The sequence below is a fragment of the Pseudomonas sp. OE 28.3 genome (assembly GCF_014268205.2).
Taxonomy (GTDB): Bacteria; Pseudomonadota; Gammaproteobacteria; order Pseudomonadales; family Pseudomonadaceae; genus Aquipseudomonas; species Aquipseudomonas edaphica.
This window is the reverse complement of record NZ_CP077082.1, coordinates 4,709,285-4,728,714: the sequence shown is the minus strand read 5'-3', so window position 1 is coordinate 4,728,714 and position 19,430 is coordinate 4,709,285. Positions and strand designations below refer to the sequence as shown.

The 19,430-nt window shown below is 60.3% G+C and carries 13 protein-coding genes; 7 read left to right on the top strand and 6 right to left on the bottom strand.

What is annotated here, in order from left to right; translation table 11 throughout:
* Window positions 1–39 precede the first annotated feature (39 nt).
* Window positions 40–192 (bottom strand): DUF3309 family protein, encoded by a 153-nt coding sequence (locus HU759_RS21125; protein WP_015885095.1) that lies wholly within the window; start codon window positions 190–192, stop codon window positions 40–42.
* Between the two features lie 329 nt (window positions 193–521).
* On the opposite strand from HU759_RS21125, the gene HU759_RS21120 reads away from it, so the two are divergent.
* Window positions 522–1,337, top strand: a complete 816-nt coding sequence (locus HU759_RS21120) for an SDR family oxidoreductase (protein WP_017137819.1) — start codon at window positions 522–524, stop codon at window positions 1,335–1,337.
* A gap of 249 nt (window positions 1,338–1,586) precedes the next feature.
* Window positions 1,587–1,784 (top strand): carbon storage regulator CsrA, encoded by a 198-nt coding sequence (csrA, locus tag HU759_RS21115; protein ID WP_017137818.1) that lies wholly within the window; start codon window positions 1,587–1,589, stop codon window positions 1,782–1,784.
* Window positions 1,785–1,791: 7 nt separating this feature from the next.
* On the opposite strand, the gene HU759_RS21110 is transcribed toward csrA, so the two are convergent.
* The 5 genes from HU759_RS21110 to mnmC all read right to left on the bottom strand — a co-directional run bounded on the left by HU759_RS21110 (window position 1,792) and on the right by mnmC (window position 9,134).
* Window positions 1,792–2,019, bottom strand: a complete 228-nt coding sequence (locus HU759_RS21110) for a YheU family protein (protein ID WP_003192759.1) — start codon at window positions 2,017–2,019, stop codon at window positions 1,792–1,794.
* Window positions 2,020–2,109: 90 nt separating this feature from the next.
* Window positions 2,110–3,294, bottom strand: coding sequence for an osmoprotectant NAGGN system M42 family peptidase (locus tag HU759_RS21105; protein ID WP_017137817.1), 1,185 nt, complete (start codon window positions 3,292–3,294; stop codon window positions 2,110–2,112).
* A gap of 165 nt (window positions 3,295–3,459) precedes the next feature.
* On the bottom strand, window positions 3,460–5,205 hold the full coding sequence (ngg, locus tag HU759_RS21100) for an N-acetylglutaminylglutamine synthetase (RefSeq protein WP_186617768.1): 1,746 nt from the start codon (window positions 5,203–5,205) through the stop codon (window positions 3,460–3,462).
* A gap of 3 nt (window positions 5,206–5,208) precedes the next feature.
* Window positions 5,209–6,981 (bottom strand): N-acetylglutaminylglutamine amidotransferase, encoded by a 1,773-nt coding sequence (locus HU759_RS21095; protein WP_186617770.1) that lies wholly within the window; start codon window positions 6,979–6,981, stop codon window positions 5,209–5,211.
* Between the two features lie 164 nt (window positions 6,982–7,145).
* Window positions 7,146–9,134 carry a bifunctional tRNA (5-methylaminomethyl-2-thiouridine)(34)-methyltransferase MnmD/FAD-dependent 5-carboxymethylaminomethyl-2-thiouridine(34) oxidoreductase MnmC gene (gene mnmC / locus HU759_RS21090; RefSeq protein ID WP_099548927.1) on the bottom strand — a complete coding sequence of 663 codons (1,989 nt, stop codon included), beginning with the start codon at window positions 9,132–9,134 and terminating at the stop codon, window positions 7,146–7,148.
* Between the two features lie 210 nt (window positions 9,135–9,344).
* Here mnmC and HU759_RS21085 point away from each other — a divergent pair, with 210 nt between their 5' ends.
* The 5 genes from HU759_RS21085 to HU759_RS21065 all read left to right on the top strand — a co-directional run bounded on the left by HU759_RS21085 (window position 9,345) and on the right by HU759_RS21065 (window position 19,412).
* Window positions 9,345–14,189 (top strand): NEL-type E3 ubiquitin ligase domain-containing protein, encoded by a 4,845-nt coding sequence (locus HU759_RS21085; RefSeq protein ID WP_186617772.1) that lies wholly within the window; start codon window positions 9,345–9,347, stop codon window positions 14,187–14,189.
* Window positions 14,190–14,291: 102 nt separating this feature from the next.
* Window positions 14,292–15,806 carry a polyphosphate:AMP phosphotransferase gene (pap, locus tag HU759_RS21080; RefSeq protein WP_017137812.1) on the top strand — a complete coding sequence of 505 codons (1,515 nt, stop codon included), beginning with the start codon at window positions 14,292–14,294 and terminating at the stop codon, window positions 15,804–15,806.
* A 794-nt stretch (window positions 15,807–16,600) separates the two neighbouring features.
* On the top strand, window positions 16,601–17,785 hold the full coding sequence (locus tag HU759_RS21075) for a thiolase family protein (protein WP_186617774.1): 1,185 nt from the start codon (window positions 16,601–16,603) through the stop codon (window positions 17,783–17,785).
* 492 nt (window positions 17,786–18,277) lie between these two features.
* Window positions 18,278–18,799 (top strand): fimbrial protein, encoded by a 522-nt coding sequence (locus HU759_RS21070; protein WP_099548931.1) that lies wholly within the window; start codon window positions 18,278–18,280, stop codon window positions 18,797–18,799.
* Between the two features lie 52 nt (window positions 18,800–18,851).
* Window positions 18,852–19,412 (top strand): fimbrial protein, encoded by a 561-nt coding sequence (locus tag HU759_RS21065; protein WP_017137809.1) that lies wholly within the window; start codon window positions 18,852–18,854, stop codon window positions 19,410–19,412.
* Window positions 19,413–19,430: the final 18 nt, after the last annotated feature.

Genomic DNA, 19,430 nt, shown 5'->3' with positions numbered 1-19,430 from the left:
AAAGAGGCCTTCTAGAAGGCCTCTTTTTTTGTCCGGATTTTATATCCGGCCGAGTAGCAACAGCACCAACAGTACCACCAGTACCACACCCAGAATACCCGACGGCCCATAGCCCCAGTTACGAGAGTGCGGGAACACCGGCAGGCCGCCGACCAGCAGCAGGATCAGAATTATGATCAGAATCAGGCTCATGTTTTTTTCCTTGTAGGCCTTCTGAAAAGACCGGTTGTTTAACGACAGGCCCGTGGGTTTATTTACGGACGCCTTAACAACTCCGACTGTGCCGTTGTGGAGAAAATTCCATAGTTTCTTAAAGCATTTCGCACACTGGCTTATTTCTTTTAATGCGTTCGCAATAATGGGCACTTAGTTGAAAAAGATTGAACTTACGCTATAAGCCGGGCTGCTACCTGGCTGGCGGTTTGCCTGAGGCATTCATCAATTGGATGGTGCGTGGGTGCAGGAAAAACCTTCGCTACACTGCCGATCACTTCTTCCGTGAACTACAAGGCTACTTACCTATGCAAAATCGCATGATGATCACTGGCGCCGGATCCGGCCTGGGTCGCGAAATCGCGCTGCGCTGGGCACGCGAGGGTTGGCAGTTGGCCTTGTCGGACGTCAGCGAGCCAGGCTTGCAGGAAACCCTGAAGCTGGTGCGCGAGGCCGGTGGCGATGGCTTTATCCAGCGCTGCGACGTGCGTGACTACAGCCAGCTCACCGCCTTTGCCCAGGCTTGCGAAGTGAAGCTGGGCGGCATTGATGTGATCGTCAATAACGCTGGCGTGGCCTCGGGTGGTTTTTTTGCCGAATTGTCCCTGGAAGATTGGGACTGGCAGATTGCGATCAACTTGATGGGCGTGGTCAAGGGCTGCAAGGCGTTCCTGCCGCTGCTGGAAAAGAGCAAAGGGCGGATTATCAACATCGCGTCCATGGCTGCGCTGATGCAGGGGCCGGCAATGAGCAACTACAACGTGGCCAAGGCCGGTGTGGTGGCGTTGTCGGAGAGTTTGCTGGTGGAACTCAAGCAGCAGGAAGTCGGTGTGCATGTGGTATGCCCGTCGTTTTTCCAGACCAACCTGCTGGATTCATTCCGTGGGCCAACGCCTGCGATGAAGGCGCAGGTCGGCAAGTTGCTGGAGAGTTCACCGATTTCGGCGGCGGATATTGCCGATTACATTTATCAGCGGGTGGCAGAAGGGGAGTTCATGATTTTGCCCCACGAGCAGGGGCGCATGGCGTGGGCGTTGAAGCAAAAGAACCCGCAGTTGCTGTATGACGAGATGACGCTGATGGCCGACAAGATGCGCGCCAAGGCCCAGGCAACCAAGGGCTGATGATGATCGTTCCCACGCTCCGCGTGGGAATGCCGCCCCGGACGCTCCGCGTCCCGCTTTTGAAGGCGTGACGCGGAGCGTCACCGGATGCGTTACCACGCGGAGCGTGGGAACGATCAGAAACTGGGGCTTGTCTGTCAGAAAAATTACCGGGCTACGTAGGCCTTTCCTGATTTTACTGCAAGCCATTGCTGCGCCAAATCCAATCGCGCATGGTCAAGGTCCTGTCACTCCAAAAGGACAACCGCCATGCTGGTCTTAAGCCGCGCTGTGGGCGAAGTCATCTCCATCGGCGATGACATCGCCCTGCACATCCTCGAACTCAACGGTACCCAAGTGAAATTCGGCATCGACGCCCCGGTGGGTGTGAATGTCCATCGGGCCGAGGTGTATCGCAAGATCCTCGAACGCCAGGCCACAGAAACCCATGCCGAACCCAACCGCTGAACCCTGCTCAGTCAAACAGATGCTTGGGCACGTCGTGCTTGAGCATCAACTGGCATTGCTCGCTCTCCGGGTCGAACACGATCAGGGCCTGGCCCTTGGTCAGCGCTTGGCGCACGCGCAGTACGCGGGTTTCCAGGGGCGTGTCGTCGCCATTGTCGGTACCGTCGCGGGTGACGAAGTCTTCGATGAGGCGGGTCAGGGTGTCGACTTCAAGTGCGTCGTAGGGAATCAGCATACAAGCCTCGGAGGTAGGAACCCGGCGATGCTACTGCGCCGGGGGCCCTTGTTACCAGCAGTTACCATCAGTTACCAGTAGTTGCCAGTGTCAGGACTTCTGTCCGACCAGGCTGTCCACCGACGGCACGCGGGTGTCGCTCTCCATTTGCGTTTCGTGCTCGATCTGATGACTGAACCGGTCCAGCGAACCCTGCGCCGGCTGTGCGTCGCTGGCAAATACCGGCGGGCTGAGGATGTACGCGCCCAACAGGCGGCTGAGTGCAGCCAGGCTGTCGATGTGTGTGCGCTCATAGCCATGGGTCGCATCGCAACCAAACGCCAGCAGCGCGGTGCGAATATCGTGGCCGGCGGTGACTGCCGAGTGGGCGTCGCTGAAGTAATAGCGAAACAGGTCGCGGCGCACCGGCAGTTCATTCTCCGATGCCAGGCGCAGCAAGTGACGGGACAGGTGATAGTCATACGGCCCGCCGGAATCCTGCATCGCCACACTCACCGCGTGTTCGCTGGAGTGCTGGCCGGGCGCGACCGGGGCGATGTCGATACCGACAAATTCACTGACGTCCCAGGGCAGGGCGGCGGCGGCGCCACTGCCGGTTTCTTCGGTGATGGTGAACAGCGGGTGGCAGTCGATCAGCAACGGTTCGCCGCTGTCGACAATCGCCTTGAGTGCGGCAAGCAGGGCGGCCACACCGGCTTTATCGTCCAGGTGGCGGGCGCTGATATGCCCGCTCTCGGTGAATTCCGGCAGTGGGTCGAACGCCACGTAGTCACCGATGCTGATGCCTAACGAGTCGCAATCGGCGCGGGTGGCGCAGTAGGCGTCCAGGCGCAATTCCACGTGGTCCCAGCTCACCGGCATTTCATCTACGGCGGTGTTGAACGCGTGCCCGGAGGCCATCAACGGCAGCACGCTGCCACGGATCACGCCGTTGTCGGTAAACAGGCTGACACGGCTGCCTTCGGCAAAACGGCTCGACCAGCAGCCCACCGGTGCGAGCGTCAAGCGGCCGTTGTCTTTGATCGCACGCACGGCGGCGCCGATGGTGTCCAAGTGCGCGGAAACAGCGCGGTCGGGGCTGTTTTTCTGGCCCTTTAGCGTGGCGCGGATGGTGCCGCGCCGGGTCATTTCAAAGGGAATGCCCAGCTCTTCCAGGCGCTCGGCGACGTAGCGCACGATGGTGTCGGTGAACCCCGTGGGGCTGGGGATGGCAAGCATTTCCAGCAGCACTTTCTGCAGGTAGTTGAGATCCGGTTCGGGGATGGTTCGGGTCATGGAAACTCCTGATGAGTTGAGGGCATCGATGGTTTCGATGAGGTGCTGAGAGGTTCATAGGCTGTGCCGGCCTCATCGCGGGCAAGCCCGGCTCCCACATTGGAACGCGATCAAACTGTGGGAGCGGGCTTGCCCGCGATGGCGCCAGTCCAGGCAACACATCACTCAAGCCGTCGGCTGACTGTGCGGAAACAACAAATCCACAAACTTCTCCGCTGTCGGTTGCGGTTCGTGATTAGCCAGCCCGGCGCGTTCGTTGGCTTCGATAAACACATACTCGGGCTGGTCGGCGGCGGGCACCATCAGGTCCAGGCCGACCATGGGAATGTCCAATGCACGGGCGGCGCGCACGGCGGCGTCTACCAATGTCGGGTGCAGGATCGCGGTGACGTCTTCCAGGCAACCGCCGGTATGCAGGTTGGCGGTACGGCGCACCGCCAGGGTTTGGCCACGGGGCAAGATGCTGCTGTAGTCGTAACCGGCGGCGTGCAACGTGCGTTGGGTTTCGGCGTCCAGCGGGATTTTGCTTTCACCATCGGTGGCCGCCTGGCGGCGACGGCTCTGGGCTTCGATCAAAGCACCGATAGAGTGCTGACCATCACCGGTAACCTCGGCCGGGCGCCGAATTGCAGCGGCAACTACCTCAAAGCCGATCACCAGGATGCGCAGGTCGAGGCCTTCGTGGAAACTTTCGAGCAGCACACGGCTGTCGAATTGACGCGCCGTCTCGATGGCTTTTTGCACCTCCTCGATGGTCTGCAGATCCACTGCCACGCCTTGGCCTTGTTCGCCATCGAGCGGCTTGACCACGATGCGCTGATGCTCGTCGAGAAACTCCAGGTTGTCGTCGGCACTGCCGGCCAATTGTTGCGACGGCAGTTTCAACCCCGCTGCGCTGAGCGTCTTGTGGGTCAGGCTCTTGTCCTGGCACAGGGTCATGCTGATGGCGCTGGTCAGGTCGCTCAACGACTCGCGGCAACGCACACGGCGCCCGCCGTGGCTGAGGGTGAACAGGCCGGCGTCGGCGTCATCCACTTGCACATCAATGCCACGTCGATGGGCTTCTTCGACAATGATGCGCGCATACGGGTTAAAGCCTGCCTGCGGGCCGGGGCCGAGAAACAGCGGCTGGTTGATGCCGTTCTTGCGCTTGATCGCAAAGGTGGTCAGCGCGCGAAAACCGAGCTTGGCGTAAAGGCTCTTGGCCTGACGGTTATCGTGCAGCACCGACAGGTCGAGGTAGCTCAGGCCACGGCTCATAAAGTGCTCCACCAAGTGGCGCACCAGCACCTCGCCCACGCCTGGGCGCGTGCATTGCGGATCGACCGCCAGGCACCACAGGCTGCAACCGTTTTCCGGGTCGTGGAAGGCCTTTTGATGGTTCAGGCCCATCACGCTGCCGATCACCGCGCCGCTGTCTTCATCCTCGGCCAGCCAATACACCGGGCCGCCCTGGTGGCGCGGTGTCAGGCGCTCGGCGTCGACGGGCAACATGCCACGGCCTTGATACAGCTGGTTGACCGCCTGCCAATCGGCCTCGGTCTGCACCCGGCGAATGCGAAAGCCGCGAAATACCCGCGTAGCGGGGCGGTAATCGCTGAACCACAGGCGCAGGGTGTCGGAGGGGTCGAGGAACAATTGCTGCGGGTCAATCCCGAGGATTTGCTGGGGCGCCGCCACGTACAGCGCAATGTCGCGCTCGCCCGCCTGCTCATTGAGCAGTTCCTGCGCCAGGCTGGCCGGGTCCGGGAAGGTGTGCCCGATCAACAATCGGCCCCAGCCGCAATGCACGGCAATCGGCTCGGCGCCCAGTGGGCTGCCGTCTTCAGCCAGGCGCGCCTGCAGGCGCTCGTAGGTCGGCGCCTGGCCCTTGAGCAAGCGTTGGCTGTAAGCCGCTGCAAGAGGTTTCATCGATCAGATTCCTTGTTCGCTGAGCCACAGGTTCAGCGCCGCCAGTTGCCATAATTTGGAGCCGCGCAGCGGCGTCAGTTGGCCTTGCGGGTCGGTCAGCAGGCGGTCAAGCATGGCCGGGTTGAACAGGCCGCGATCCTGGCTCGGGTCCATCAGCAGGTCGCGCACCCAGTTCAAGGTATCGCCCTGCAAATGCTTGAGGCCCGGCACCGGGAAGTAGCCTTTCTTGCGGTCGATGACTTCGCTGGGGATGACTCGGCGCGCGGCTTCTTTCAGCACCTGCTTGCCGCCATCGGGCAATTTGAATTTGCCCGGCACGCGGGCTGACAGTTCTACCAGGCGGTAGTCCAGGAACGGCGTGCGCGCCTCCAGGCCCCAGGCCATGGTCATGTTGTCGACGCGTTTGACCGGGTCGTCCACCAGCATCACCGTGCTGTCCAGGCGCAAGGCCTTGTCCACGGCGGCGTCCGCGCCGGGCATGGCGAAATGTTCGCGCACGAAGTCACCGGCGGCGTCGTTGGCGGTCAGCCATTTTGGCGCGACGGTGGCGGCATAGTCGTCGTAGCTGCGGTCGAAAAATGCGTCTCGGTAGGCGGCATACGGGTCGTTGGCGCCGTCCACCTGCGGGTACCAGTGGTAACCGGCGAACAGTTCATCCGCGCCCTGGCCGCTTTGCACCACTTTGCAATGTTTGGCCACTTCCCGCGACAACAGGTAGAAGGCGATGCAGTCATGGCTGACCATCGGCTCGCTCATGGCACGGAACGCTGCCGGCAGTTGCTCGATGATTTCGCTTTCGGCGATGCGCAACTGGTGGTGACGGGTGCCGTAGTGTTTAGCGATCAAATCCGAATACTGGAACTCGTCGCCACGTTCGCCACCGGCGTCTTCAAAACCGATGGAGAAGGTCGACAAATCCTGCACGCCGACTTCCCGCAGCAGGCCCACCAGCATGCTCGAATCGACACCGCCCGAGAGCAGCACGCCGACATCCACGGCCGCACGTTGGCGGATCGCCACGGCTTCGCGGGTGCTGTCGAGCACGCGGTCGGTCCATTCTTCGAGGCTGAGGTTTTTTTCATCCTCGTGCGGGCCGTAAGGCAGGGTCCACCAGGTTTTCTGTTCGGTGGTGCCGTTGGCATCGATGCGCATCCAGCTTGCCGGCGGCAGCTTTTCGATGCCTGCCAGCAAGGTGCGCGGTGCAGGCACCACAGCGTGGAAGTTGAGGTAGTGATTGAGTGCGACCGGATCCAGGATCGGGTTGATATCGCCGCCCTTGAGCAGGGCCGGCAGCGCTGAGGCAAAACGCAGGCGCTGGCCGGTGCGCGACAGGTACAACGGCTTCACACCCAGACGGTCACGGGCGATAAACAGGCGCTGCGCGTCACGCTCCCAGATGGCAAAGGCAAACATGCCATTGAGCTTGGGCAGCAAGGCTTCGCCCCAGGCGTGATAGCCCTTGAGCAGCACTTCGGTGTCACCGCCGGAATAGAAGGCGTAGCCCAGGGCTTCCAGCTCTTCACGCAATTCCGGGAAATTATAGATTGCACCATTGAACGCCAGGGACAGCCCCAGTTGGGCGTCGACCATCGGTTGGGCGGAGCCGTCCGACAGGTCCATGATCTTCAGGCGGCGGTGGCCCAGGGCAATCGGCCCTTGGGCATGGAAGCCCCAGGCGTCCGGGCCTCGCGGGGCAAGGTGATGGGTGATTCTCTCTACGGCTGCCAGGTCGGCAGGTTGATGATCAAAGCGTAACTCGCCAGCTAGTCCACACATAAATTCCTTACCGGTTTTTCCGTTGGGGAGGGCAATACTCGATACGCCCGACAGGGCGCGTACCCAGAAACTGACCCAGTGCTATGCGTGGAGTTTTAGACCGATAAGTTATAAGGCAAATAGCCGCGATGCTCGCGACGGCGTCGTTTCTTCCCTCACGGCGATCAGCGTGTCGCCGGTTTTCCTCGAACCAGCGCGCGCAAGGCAAACCGGTTCGGGTGGCAGGCTTCGGCCACGCTGGCCGGCACCGGCAGCGGTTCGTCGCTCAACCAGGCGGCCAGCAGTTCGCCGCACAGGGGCGCGGTGATCAGCCCGCGTGAGCCGTGGCCGCTGTTGATATACAGGCCCGGCAACCACGGGCAGGGCGTATCCGGGACTTGCCGGGCGTCTTTGCCCAGTACGGCATAAGCCTGTTGGAACGCAGCGCTTTCGGCCAAGGGGCCGACGATTGGCAGGTAGTCAGGGCTGGTGCAACGAAAGGCGGCGCGGCCTTGCAAGTGTTCGGCGTTTAGTGAGTCAGCGCCAAGACGCAGCAGCAGGTCTTCGGAAATCTCCCGCAGCATCGCAAGGTTGCCCGTGTGCTCGGCGAGGGTGGGGGTGAGGTCTTCATTGTTGAAATCAAAACTGGCGCCCAATGTGTGTTCGCCAAGGCGCGCCGGTGCCACATAACCTTCGGCGCACACCACGGTGGCCAATGCCGCACTCGCGGGAGTTTGCGCCAAACGTGTGATCTGCCCGCGAATGCGCTTGAGCGGCAAGCCCGCACTATGCGGGAATCGCTTGATTTCGGCTGCACCGGCCAGCACTACCACGTTGGCGCTTGCCAGTACGTCATCGCCGTCACGGGCTTGCCACTGCTCGTCGACGCGGTGCAGCTCCAGCGCCTCGTGATGGGTAAGCACCTTGATAAGCGGATGCGTGGCTTGCCATTGGCACAGCGCCGGTGGATGCACCCAGCCACCTTCGGGGAAAAACAGCCCGCCCTGGGCCAATTGTATGCCGGCCTGTTGTTGAGCCTGATCGCGGCCGAGCAGGTGCAACAGATCCGGTGCGAAGGCCTCGGCCAGTTGCGCCTGGCGTTGGGCTTCCTTGGCGTCAAACGCCAGTTGCAGGACACCGCAACCGTCCCAGTCAACGCCGCGCTGCAAGTGCTCCAGCAGGCGCCGGGTGTGGCCGAAACCGCTGAGTATCAGCTGCGACAATGCTGTGCCATGGGCCGACAGCTTGAGGTACAGCACGCCCTGCGGGTTGCCCGATGCTTCCTGGGCCAGGGCGGCGTGACGTTCCAGCAAGCTCACGCGCCAACCGCGAGCGGCCAGGCTGGCGGCGGTGGCGCAACCGGCCAGGCCGCCGCCGATGACCATGGCGTGGCGTTCGCCTTCGATGCCTGCCGGGCGCGCAAACCAGGGTTTGGGTGTGGCCGGCGGTGGCGTATCTTCGGGCCAGCCGAGGAACTCACCGCGCAGTATTTCCCATTTATGGCCGATGCCCGGTGTGCGTTTCATCTTGAACCCGGCGGCATTGATCAACCGGCGTACCCAGCCGGTGCTGGTGAAGGTGCTGATGGTCGAACCCGGTGCCGCCAGGCGCGCCAGTTCGGCGAACAACTCAGCGGTCCACATGTCGGGGTTCTTGGCCGGGGCAAAACCGTCGAGAAACCACGCGTCGATTTGCGCGTCCAGTTGCGGCAATTGCTCCAGGGCGTCGCCGATCAACAGCGTCAGGGTCACCCGGCCGTTATCCAGCACCAGGCGCTGGAAGCCTTGATGGATCGCAATGTACTGAGCCAACAGTTGCTCGGCGAAGGCACTGAGTTCCGGCCAGAGGGCCAGGGCGCGTTGCAGGTCGGTGTGGCTCAGAGGGTACTTTTCCACACTGACGAAGTGCAGTCGCGCACCGGCCACGGCGTGCTGTTCAAACAGTTGCCATGCGCAGAGAAAATTCAAACCCGTGCCGAAGCCGGTCTCGCCAATGACCAGTCGCCCACCCACCGGCAGGGCCGCAAAGCGCGCCTGCAAGCGGTTCTGCTCAAGGAACACATAGCGGGTTTCTTCAAGGCCCGACTTGTCGGAGAAATACACATCATCGAAGACCCGCGAGTGCGGTCGACCTTGGTCATCCCAATCGAGCTGGGCGTGGGTGATGGGGTTCATGGGCGACTCATAAAAAAAGCAGACAAAGGCAAGGCGGCCATTCTAGCCGATCACGGGGCAGAGGGCTGATTGCGGGTGGTAACCCAATAGATTTTGCATGGAAAAAACTGCTGTGCGCAGCCTCCAAGCCATCAACAATCAGCGCTAATCCTGGGCAGATTGCTGCGGTATCGTCATTCCTTGATTGATAGGCAATAAAGGATATTGCTGATGCGCACCCAGGATGATTTGAACAATAAACTGAGCCAATTGACCCAGAGCCAGCTGCAAGCGGCCTTGCTGGAAATGACGGGCGATCTGGACAAAGCTCAGGTGCTGCAAAAGCAACTGCCTGGCTGGATGGTCAACGCGCCGCCTGGCGTGCTGGATGCATTGACTAAAGATGCCCTGCAGGTTGCAGATGCCCAGGCAGCCGTCGCCGAGCGATTGAAGCCATTGCAGGCGCTGGATGAGTTTTGCAGTGAGCGGCTCAAGCAATACTGCTCTACGCGATGGCAACGGGTTGTGGATCCCAAAAAAGATCTTTTTATTCGTGCGGTAAACGAATACGAGAAAGAGGTCTTGCCATTGAAGTATGTGAAGACGGTGAGGTTGGTGCAGGACAGCCTGCTGCATGTGGCGATGCAGAATTTCTCAGAGGATGAAGCCCGGGCGCAGCACTTTCCCGTCGGGTCGCTGTTGCAGTCGGGGTCTGCTGATCGTGAAGTCATTGGCATTACACCCCTCGAGTTTGCGCAGGGGTGTCGCGCCCTGGATCTTGGCCGCTTGTATCAGCAGCACATCAGTGACGTGCTTGAACTTGACAGCGACCCGGCAGGTGATAAGCCTTACCTCAATAATGTAGCGACCGATATCGGCCGGATGAAAATCCTGGACGTAAAAGTCGACGCCCATATTGCCTTGATGCGAGGGGACATTACCCAAGGCACCTACGCGATGTTGTGCACATTGCTGGACCGCCAATTGACGCCGTCCCAGGCCCAGGCCGAAGGGGTGCTGTACGACGGGCGCCCGGTCATTTGGCAAGGGCTCAATACCCAGGGCGGATGCCTGTGGAGCATTCTGGTGTTTTCCGCTCGCTCGATTGCGCAATACCCGCAAGCGCCTTGTGTGGTGTACATGCCCAATGAACCGGAACGGCCATTCTTTGAGTATGCCTCGCTTGACGACTTTCAGGTCTACCTCAAGCGCAAGCTTGCACTGGCCGCGTACCGTGCCTTCTTTACGCGTTACCTGAGCCAGGGGGACCGGGTTGGGTTCTTCACCCGTTTCGATCAAGCCCAGAGCCTGGGGGCGCTGGACGCCAACCCCATTACGGCCAGCCTGGCGCGGCACTTTTTCGACACTTACGCCGCAAAGCTGCAAGCCGATGCACGGGCCCTGGCGGTGCCGGTGGCCGAGGTCGATGAGGACGTCCGTGAGCAGCGCTTGCAGACGTATCTGGACGCCGGTTTGACGGTGCTCAACCTCGCAGGGTTTGTCGTCCCGGAGCTGGGGTTATTGATGACAGCCGTGGCGGTAGGCCAGATGCTCGGCGAACTCTATGAGGGCATTGAAGACTGGCGCCGTGGTGATAAGAATGAGGCGTTCCAGCAGTTGGCAGTGATCGCGCAAAACATCACGTCGATGGTGTTGTTCGCGGCAGGGAGCAAGGTTGTCGGTTCGGCCATGCAGCGTACCGGCCTTAATCTGAATGGTTTTTTCCGTAAATTCGAGGTGATAAATCCCGCTGTGGGAAACCAGCGGCTGTGGCGTCCGGATACCACGCAATACGTCCATGATCAGCGCCTTGGCGACGAGCAGGTTGCCGACGCGTCGGGAATCTACAAGGTGGAGGGGCATTCGTACGTCAAGGTCAATGACTGTATCCACCGGATCGCGTTCGACGCGAAACTGGATCAATGGCGGGCCAGCCACCCGGTGCGGCAGACGGCTTATCGCCCGAAATTGCTGCATAACGGTGAAGGTAGCTGGCGTTTTGCGTTCGAGAAGCCCGACGAGTGGGAGAACCCGGAGTATCTTTTTTCGCGGTTGAAACCGACAGGTCCCGGCTCTTCGCTCCCTCCTCGCAAACTTCTACAGATCAAGGCCATTATGGATTTGCCCGATGATTGGGGCGTCTATCAGGCCCAGGAGTGTCTGCCGTTTCCCGCACGCTTTCGCGATCTGTACGAACGTTTCAGGCTCGATCAGTCCATTCGCGATTTGAACTGGCAGTTGGAAAGCGGTGCTTCCCCCAACATTGAAAACTCGACCTTGCAGATGCATGCCTTGCCCCTGTTACCGGGGTGGCCCGCCGGGCGCTATTTTGAGCTGCTGGATGCAAAGCGCAGTGTCAAGGCGCGTTACCCTGCCAGCGAACCTTACGATGCAGGCCTGCGTTTGACGATCACCGAGCCGATGCTCAGTGAGGGGAAAGTGTTTGAAGTGCTGTTGTCCGGGCTGGATGACGCACAAAAGACCGGCTTGTTGGGAGAGGGCGTAGACGCCGATCAGGCGCACACCGTGCTGGCGCGTCAGTTGCTCGCGCATCTGAAGGCTGATCGCAAGCCGCTGTTTGAGCAGTTGTATCAGACCTATGATGGGCCCGTACCGCCGGAATGGGCGTTGCTCAGGCGCACCTACCCGCAATTGCCCTGCACGCTGATGCGCGAATTGATGGCCGAAACGACCACCGTGCAGCGTGAGTCCCTGCGCGATAATCAACGGGTTCCCATGGCGTTGGCCGAGTCAGTGCAACGTGCTCTTGAGGCACAACGCCTGGACCGCGCCTTGATGGGGTTTGAGCAGCCAGAGTTGGCCAGCCTGGATACTGCGCTCATCGCCGTTCGGACAATGCCGCGCTTGGCGGGGTGGGGGGCAGAGCTGCGGCTTGAGTTGCGCCAGGACTCGCCTCAAGGCGACTTGTTGGCCTTGGGCGCGTTCAAAGACGCTGGTGTGCGGCGAGTAGTAGTCAGGTCGAACGCAGGGTTTGAAGCGTTCAACGACAACGGCCGCAGTCTCGGCGGACCTTATGCCGGGCCGGACGGCCTGTTCGAGGCGATCGATGCAACGCTGATGGATGGCCAGCGAGTGGCATTGGGATTGCCGCTGAAGGACGCCAGTAACATTTGGCGTTTGCGATACATGAGCGCCTCGCAAGCGAAAGGCGATCGGGAACTGGCTGTCGAGGCTTTTTCCAGCCAGGTCAGCGAACCGGCGTCGCAGGGGGTGAGCTGTGAAATGGCCGATTTGCCGACGGGGCCGTTGGTTCATCCAGCCGCACTGGTGCGTAAGGTAAAGCGTTTGTACCCATTGTTCAGTGAGGCTCAAGTGTCTTCGCTATTGATGACGTTGGGCGCTGACCATCTGGCCCGGGCCAAGGCGGTCAAACGTTTGAAGGCAGAACTCGGCCATTTGCGCGCGCTGCTCAAGCATTGGAAAACCGATATCCAGGGCATGGAGACACAGCCGGGCCTGAGTGACGTTCGTACTAGCCGCCAGCAGGTGGCTGAGCGCATTGAAGCGTGTTGGCGGCGTCAAAGCTTTGCTCTGGATGAGCATCAGACGTCCGTTGCCAGTTTGAACCTGGATGGGATGCGCGTTGGCTCACTGCCGACGCTGCCAGCCGACATACGTTTCGACCATGTTCGGCAGTTGTCACTCAGGAACATGCGACTGGGCGATGACGTCGCCTATTTCCTGAAGTGCTTTAAAGGCGTGCAGCATTTGAAACTGGGGCGTAACCGACTGACCCGCTTGCCGGAGGTATTTTCGCGAATGCTCGACCTGGAAAGTTTGTCGATGCCCCGCAACCGTCTTGTGCTCACCGAATACACCCGACTGAAACTGGCAGACCTGAATACGTTGCGCCTGCTGGATCTGAGCCACAACCCGCTGGACAAGTTGGTGGATGTCAGCCGGATGCGTGACCTGCACACCCTGTTGTTGCAGGACACCAAAATCGTCGACTTACCCGCAGGGCTTGGGCGCCTGGCTCACCTGGAGCAAGTGGACCTGCGCGATAACGTGATCACCGTGTTGCCTGAGTGGTTGTTTACGGTGTCACGCAGTTTCAGCCAGTCGATTGACCTGGGCGGCAACCCGCTCTCCAGTACCACGATAACCGCGCTTACGCGTTACCGTGACGAAGTGGGAATTGGCATGGGGTTTGTAGAGGACGATCAGCCACGCATGACCGAACTGAAGGCCAGGGCATTGTGGTTGCCGGACGAGGTGGCCGCCCGAGAGGCCCACAAATCTACCGTGTGGGCCAACCTGCGGGATGACCCGGACTCGACGCCGTTGTTCCACTTGCTGGCTGAGCTGTCCGGTACTGCCGACAATCGTCATGTGCACGAGGACTTGACCCGGCGGGTCTGGGACGTGTTGCAGTCGACCCACGACAGTACCGATCTGCGCGAGCAGGTCTTTCAACTGGCGGCTCATCCGGCGAACTGCGCAGACGACGCCGCGCAGATTTTCAGTCAGATGGAGGTGCTCAAGGAGGTCGAGAAGGCAACGCAGCAGGCCGGTCGTGTAAAAGGCAATTCCGGGGCGCTGTTGAACTTGGGCCGAGGGTTGTTTCGCCTCAGCGAGCTGGAGAAAATTGCGGCCACCTACGCTGTCGAAAACGCGTCCGTGGACCCGCTGGAAGTCAGCCTGGCATTCCGGGTAGGGTTGGCCAAAACCCTGCAGCTACCGGGGCAGCCCAAGCACATTCAATATGGAGAATTTGCCAATGTGACCAGCGACAGTCTGGAGGTGGCGCACTCCCAAGTGCGCACGGCAGAGCTGTCCCCCACGTTCTTGCGTTTTATTTCACAGCTGGCGTTCTGGAAAACCCACCTCAAACAGCAGTTTTCCGGTGCGTTCGAGTCGGCGACAGAGCCCTTTGATACGCAGCAGCAAGCACTTTTTGAGAACAGCCAGAATCTCACCGACGCGCAGTACCTTGAGCAAATGGAGGCCCTGCGTTCGCCTCGCCGGCAGGCCATTACCGAAGTGGTAGAGCGGCTCACACAGCAGATGTTGAGGCAGCATGACCTTGGCATTTGCCATCTGCCAGGGAACTAGCCATAGGGGACGGCGATTGATCCATGGCAACTGTTTTGGAATTCTTTGAGTGGCGTGGTGCCCAATCCGCTAGTCTTGAGCCATCTTGAAATGGAGCTGCCCATGTTCGAATCCGCCGAAATCGGTCACGCCATCGATAAAGACACGTATGACGCCGAAGTGCCGGCCCTGCGTGAAGCCTTGCTGGAAGTACAGTACGAACTGCAACAGCAGAAGCGCTTCCCGGTGATCATCCTGATCAATGGCATCGAGGGCGCGGGCAAGGGCGAAACCGTCAAGCTGCTCAATGAATGGATGGACCCACGGTTGATCGAAGTGCGCACCTTTGACCAGCAGACTGACGAAGAACTGGCGCGCCCACCGGCGTGGCGCTATTGGCGTCAGCTGCCGGCCAAGGGGCGCATGGGCATCTTTTTCGGCAACTGGTACAGCCAGATGCTGCAAAGCCGCGTGCATGGCCAGATCAAGGACGCGCGCCTGGACCAGGCCATCGCCGGTGCCGAGCGCCTGGAAAAGATGCTCTGTGATGAAGGCGCGCTGATCTTCAAGTTCTGGTTCCACCTGTCCAAGAAACAGATGAAGGCACGCCTCAAGGCGCTGGCCGACGACCCGCTGCACAGCTGGCGCATCAGCCCGCTGGACTGGCAGCAATCCGAAACCTACGACAAGTTTGTGCATTTCGGCGAGCGCATCCTGCGCCGTACCAGCCGTGACTACGCGCCGTGGCATGTGATCGAAGGCGTGGATGCGAATTACCGCAGCCTCACGGTGGGCAAGATCCTGCTCGAAAGCCTGCAAAACGCCTTGAAGCTGCCCAAGGGCAAGGCCAGCGGCATGAACCCGGCGCCTTTGATTGCCTCCGTGGACAAGAAGGGCCTGCTCGACAGCCTCGATTTGACCCAGCGCCTGGAAAAAGATGATTACGAAGAGCAACTGATTACCGAGCAGGCGCGCTTCTCTGGCTTGATGCGCGACAAGCGCATGCGCAAGCACGCATTGATCACCGTGTTTGAAGGCAACGATGCGGCGGGCAAGGGCGGCGCGATCCGCCGCGTGGCGGCAGCGCTGGACCCGCGCCAGTACCATATCGTGCCGATTGCCGCGCCGAGTGAAGACGAGCGCGCCCAGCCGTATCTATGGCGCTTTTGGCAGAAGATTCCGGCTCGCGGCATGTTCACCGTGTTCGACCGCTCGTGGTATGGCCGCGTATTGGTGGAACGCATCGAAGGCTTCTGCACCCCGACGGACTGGATGCGTGCCTATGGCGAGATCAATGACTTCGAGGAGCAACTGCGCGATGCGGGGGTGATCGTGGTCAAGTTCTGGCTGGCGATCGACAAAGATACACAGTTGGAGCGCTTCCAGGCCCGTGAGGAAATTCCCTTCAAACGCTTCAAAATCACCGAAGACGACTGGCGCAACCGCGACAAGTGGGATGACTACCGGGCGGCGGTGGGTGACATGGTCGACCGCACCAGCACCGAAGTGTCGCCCTGGACCCTGGTGGAAGCCAACGACAAACGCTGGGCGCGGGTCAAGGTGCTGCGCACCATCAACCGCGCGCTGGAAGAAGCGTTCGACAAGACCGACAAGCACGATAAGAAGAAAAAGAAATAAAGCTGGCGGCACCTCCTGTGGTGAGGCTCCCGTGGTGAGCGACGCTTCTGTGGCGAGCAGGCTTGCCCTGTGTTGGGCTGCGCAGCAGCCCCCGACCCAGGCAGCGCGTTCTCTCAGGCAGACCTCATTGGCAGGTTTTTGGGCCGCTTCGCAGCCCAGCGCGAGCAAGCTCGCTCGCCACAGTCTGCGTCGCCTCCAAGACCTGTGGTGAACAGAGGCTTCTGTGGCGAGCAGGCTTGCCCTGCGTTGGGCTGCGCAGCAGCCCCCGACCCAGGCAGCGCGTTCTTTCTGGTAGACCTCATTGGCAGGTTTTGGGGCCGCTTCGCAGCCCAGCGCGAGCAAGCTCGCTCGCCACAGTTTGCGTCGCCTTCAAATCTTGTGGTGAACAGAGGCTTCTGTGGCGAGCAGGCTTGCCCTGCGTTGGGCTGCGCAGCAGCCCCCGACCCAGGCAGCGCGTTCTTTCTGGCAGACCTCATTGGCAGGTTTTGGGGCCGCTTCGCAGCCCAGCCCGAGCACACAGTCTGTGTCGCCTTCAAGTCCTGTGGCGAGCAGGCTTGCCCTGCGTTGGGCTGCGCAGCAGCCCCCGACCCAGGCAGCGCGTTCTCTCAGGCAGACCTCATTGACAGGTTTTGGGGCCACTTCGCAGCCCAGCCCAGCGCAGGGCAAGCCTGCTCGCCACAGAAGCCTCGTTCAGGCGGTCATGCTTTTGTATATGCCAGGTGAATGATCGTCGCGGTTGGGCAGGCCGGCCTCTATGCTCGGTCCATCTCACAACCACAAGATCGAGGTAGCCCATGCGTGAAGTAGTGATCGTCGACAGCGTGCGAACCGGCCTGGCCAAGTCCTTTCGTGGCAAGTTCAACCAGACACGCCCGGATGACATGGCGACCCATTGCGTCAACGCGCTGCTGGCGCGTAATGGCGTCGACCCGGCGACGGTCGAGGATAGCATCGTCGGCGCCGGCTCCAACGAAGGTGCCCAGGGCTACAACATCGGGCGCAACGTGGCGGTGCTCTCGCAACTGGGCACCGGGACGGCGGGCATGACCCTCAACCGGTTCTGTTCCTCGGGCTTGCAGGCGATTGCGATTGCGGCCAACCAGATCGCCTCGGGTTGCAGCGATATCATCGTTGCCGGTGGTGTCGAGTCCATCAGCCTGACCATGAAAAGTGTCAACACCGATAACCTGATCAACCCGCTGCTCAAAGAGCAGGTGCCGGGCATCTACTTCCCCATGGGCCAGACTGCCGAGATCGTCGCGCGCCGCTATAACGTCAGCCGCGAAGAACAGGACCTGTACGCCCTGCAAAGCCAGCAACGTACCGCCCAGGCCCAGGCCGACGGCTTGTTCAACGATGAAATCGTGCCGATGGCCGTCAAGTACAAGGTCGAAGACAAAAACACCGGCGAGGTGCAGGTGCTCGATGGCGTGGTCGACCGTGACGACTGCAACCGCCCGGACACCACACTGGCCAGCCTCAATGGCCTCAAGCCGGTGTTTGCCGAAGACGGTTCGGTGACGGCGGGCAACTCTTCGCAGTTGTCCGATGGCGCTTCGATGACCTTGGTGATGAGCCTGGAAAAAGCCCTGCAATTGGGACTCAAGCCCAAGGCGTTTTTCCGTGGCTTTACCGTGGCCGGTTGCGAGCCGGACGAGATGGGCATCGGCCCGGTGTTCTCGGTACCCAAATTGCTCAAGGCCAAGGGTTTGCAGGTGGCGGATATCGACCTGTGGGAGCTTAACGAAGCGTTTGCCTCGCAGTGCCTCTATGCTCGCAATCGCCTGGAAATCGACAATGGCAAATACAACGTCAACGGTGGCTCGATCTCCATTGGCCACCCGTTCGGCATGACCGGGTCGCGGCAGGTCGGGCACCTGGTGCGTGAGTTGCAGCGACGTAACCTGCGCTACGGCATCGTCACCATGTGCGTGGGCGGTGGCATGGGCGCTACCGGATTGTTTGAGGCGGTGCGTTAGTCAATCGACAGCTCACACCTATCCATACAAAAGGGGGAGCGTGCTCCCCCTTTGCGCATTCGCTGTTTGGTAATAATCAGGTACTTCTCTGCTTGTTTGATTAGTTGCTCAAAGTCCGTAAACACGGTTATTTTTTAATGCGCGTAATCCCCATCTTACAGAGACGGTCTGATTTGAATTGTTCTCATTAATCTGCATGTAGTCCTTTTCCTTCAGCCAGTTTTAAAGTTTTGGCAAATAGCCATGTTTTTCCTGCGCGCTTTGGCGTACTGCGGCTACTTGGTTTGCGGAAACAGACGGCTTACTTGCTCAAGTGTGAAGTGGAGAATTGCCCGGCGTTGAGCTGATTCCTGGATTGCAATACAACAAGTTGGAAAAACTCAGGAATCATCGGCTTAACAGCACGGGTTATAACCGCTCGTTTAATCAGCCCTGCACCGACCTGTGGCCGGGCTTCTTTAATGACACTTGTTAATAAGTGGGAATCTGTAGATGAATACCAAAATGAAAGCTGCGCTGTTGTCTATCGGTCTGTTGGCCGGCTCGATCTCTGTTGCGCAGGCAGCGGATGGGACCGTCACGTTTCTGGGGTCGGTGCATTCGGGTGCTTGCTCCATCAAGCCTGACTCTGTGGATCAGACCGTTCGCCTGGGGGCGATTGCCAAACACCAACTGGAATCGGGCGGCAAGTCTGAAGCGCGCCGCGTGCTGATTGAACTGGAAGGCTGCGACCTGTCCGGCCTGACCGATAACACCGTGACCACGACCTTCACCGGCGCACCGTCGAGCGTGGTTCCAGGTGCGATCGGTACGGTCGGCGGCGCTGGCGGCGTGGGCATCATGATGACCCACGGTGGCGCACCTGTTGAGCTGGGTGTTCCTACCACCCCGCAAGTCATCTCCACCGGCAACAACACCCTGGAGTTCGGCGCTTATGTGCAAGGTGCCGCCACGGACCCGATCATTCCTGGCGATTTCAGCGCAGTAACCAACTTTACCTTGGCTTATCAGTAAGTTTTTCCCCCCGCCACCACGTGTGGCGGGGGGACGCTGACGGGAGATCCAGGTGAAAACATTCCTACGTTTGGCTATCGCCTCTTCATTGACGACGTTGATCTGCCCTTACGCTCTGGCCCAGGACGCTTCGCAGGGTGAAGGCGTCGTCCTGTTGGGCGGAGAAGTCGTGGACTCAGCCTGCGGGCTGGAGCTGAGCAGTATCGATCAAACCATCGAAATGCCGTCGGAGCCAGTTGGCCGGCTGTTGCGCAACACGCGGGGAGAAGATCACCCGTTTCAGTTGCGTCTGGTCAACTGCTCACTGACACGTCCGGACCCGTCGCGCCCAGGGGCAACCCTGCCTGACTGGGAGCACATGCGGGTGACGTTTGATGGGCCGACCGACCGGGCTGGGCTTTCCTTCGCTGTGTTCGGTGGCTCCCAGGGGGTTGCCCTGCACATTGTGGACGCGGCCGGCGAAGAGAGTATTCCCGGGCAGCGAATGTCGCCTACGCCACTGTCGGAGGGCGATATGACACTTAACTACAGGTTTTATCTGGTTGGCAATGGACTGCCACTGGTAGTGGGCGCCCACAGTGCCGCAGTGCGGTTCAAGTTGGAATACTTTTGAACATTGATGGACAGGCTT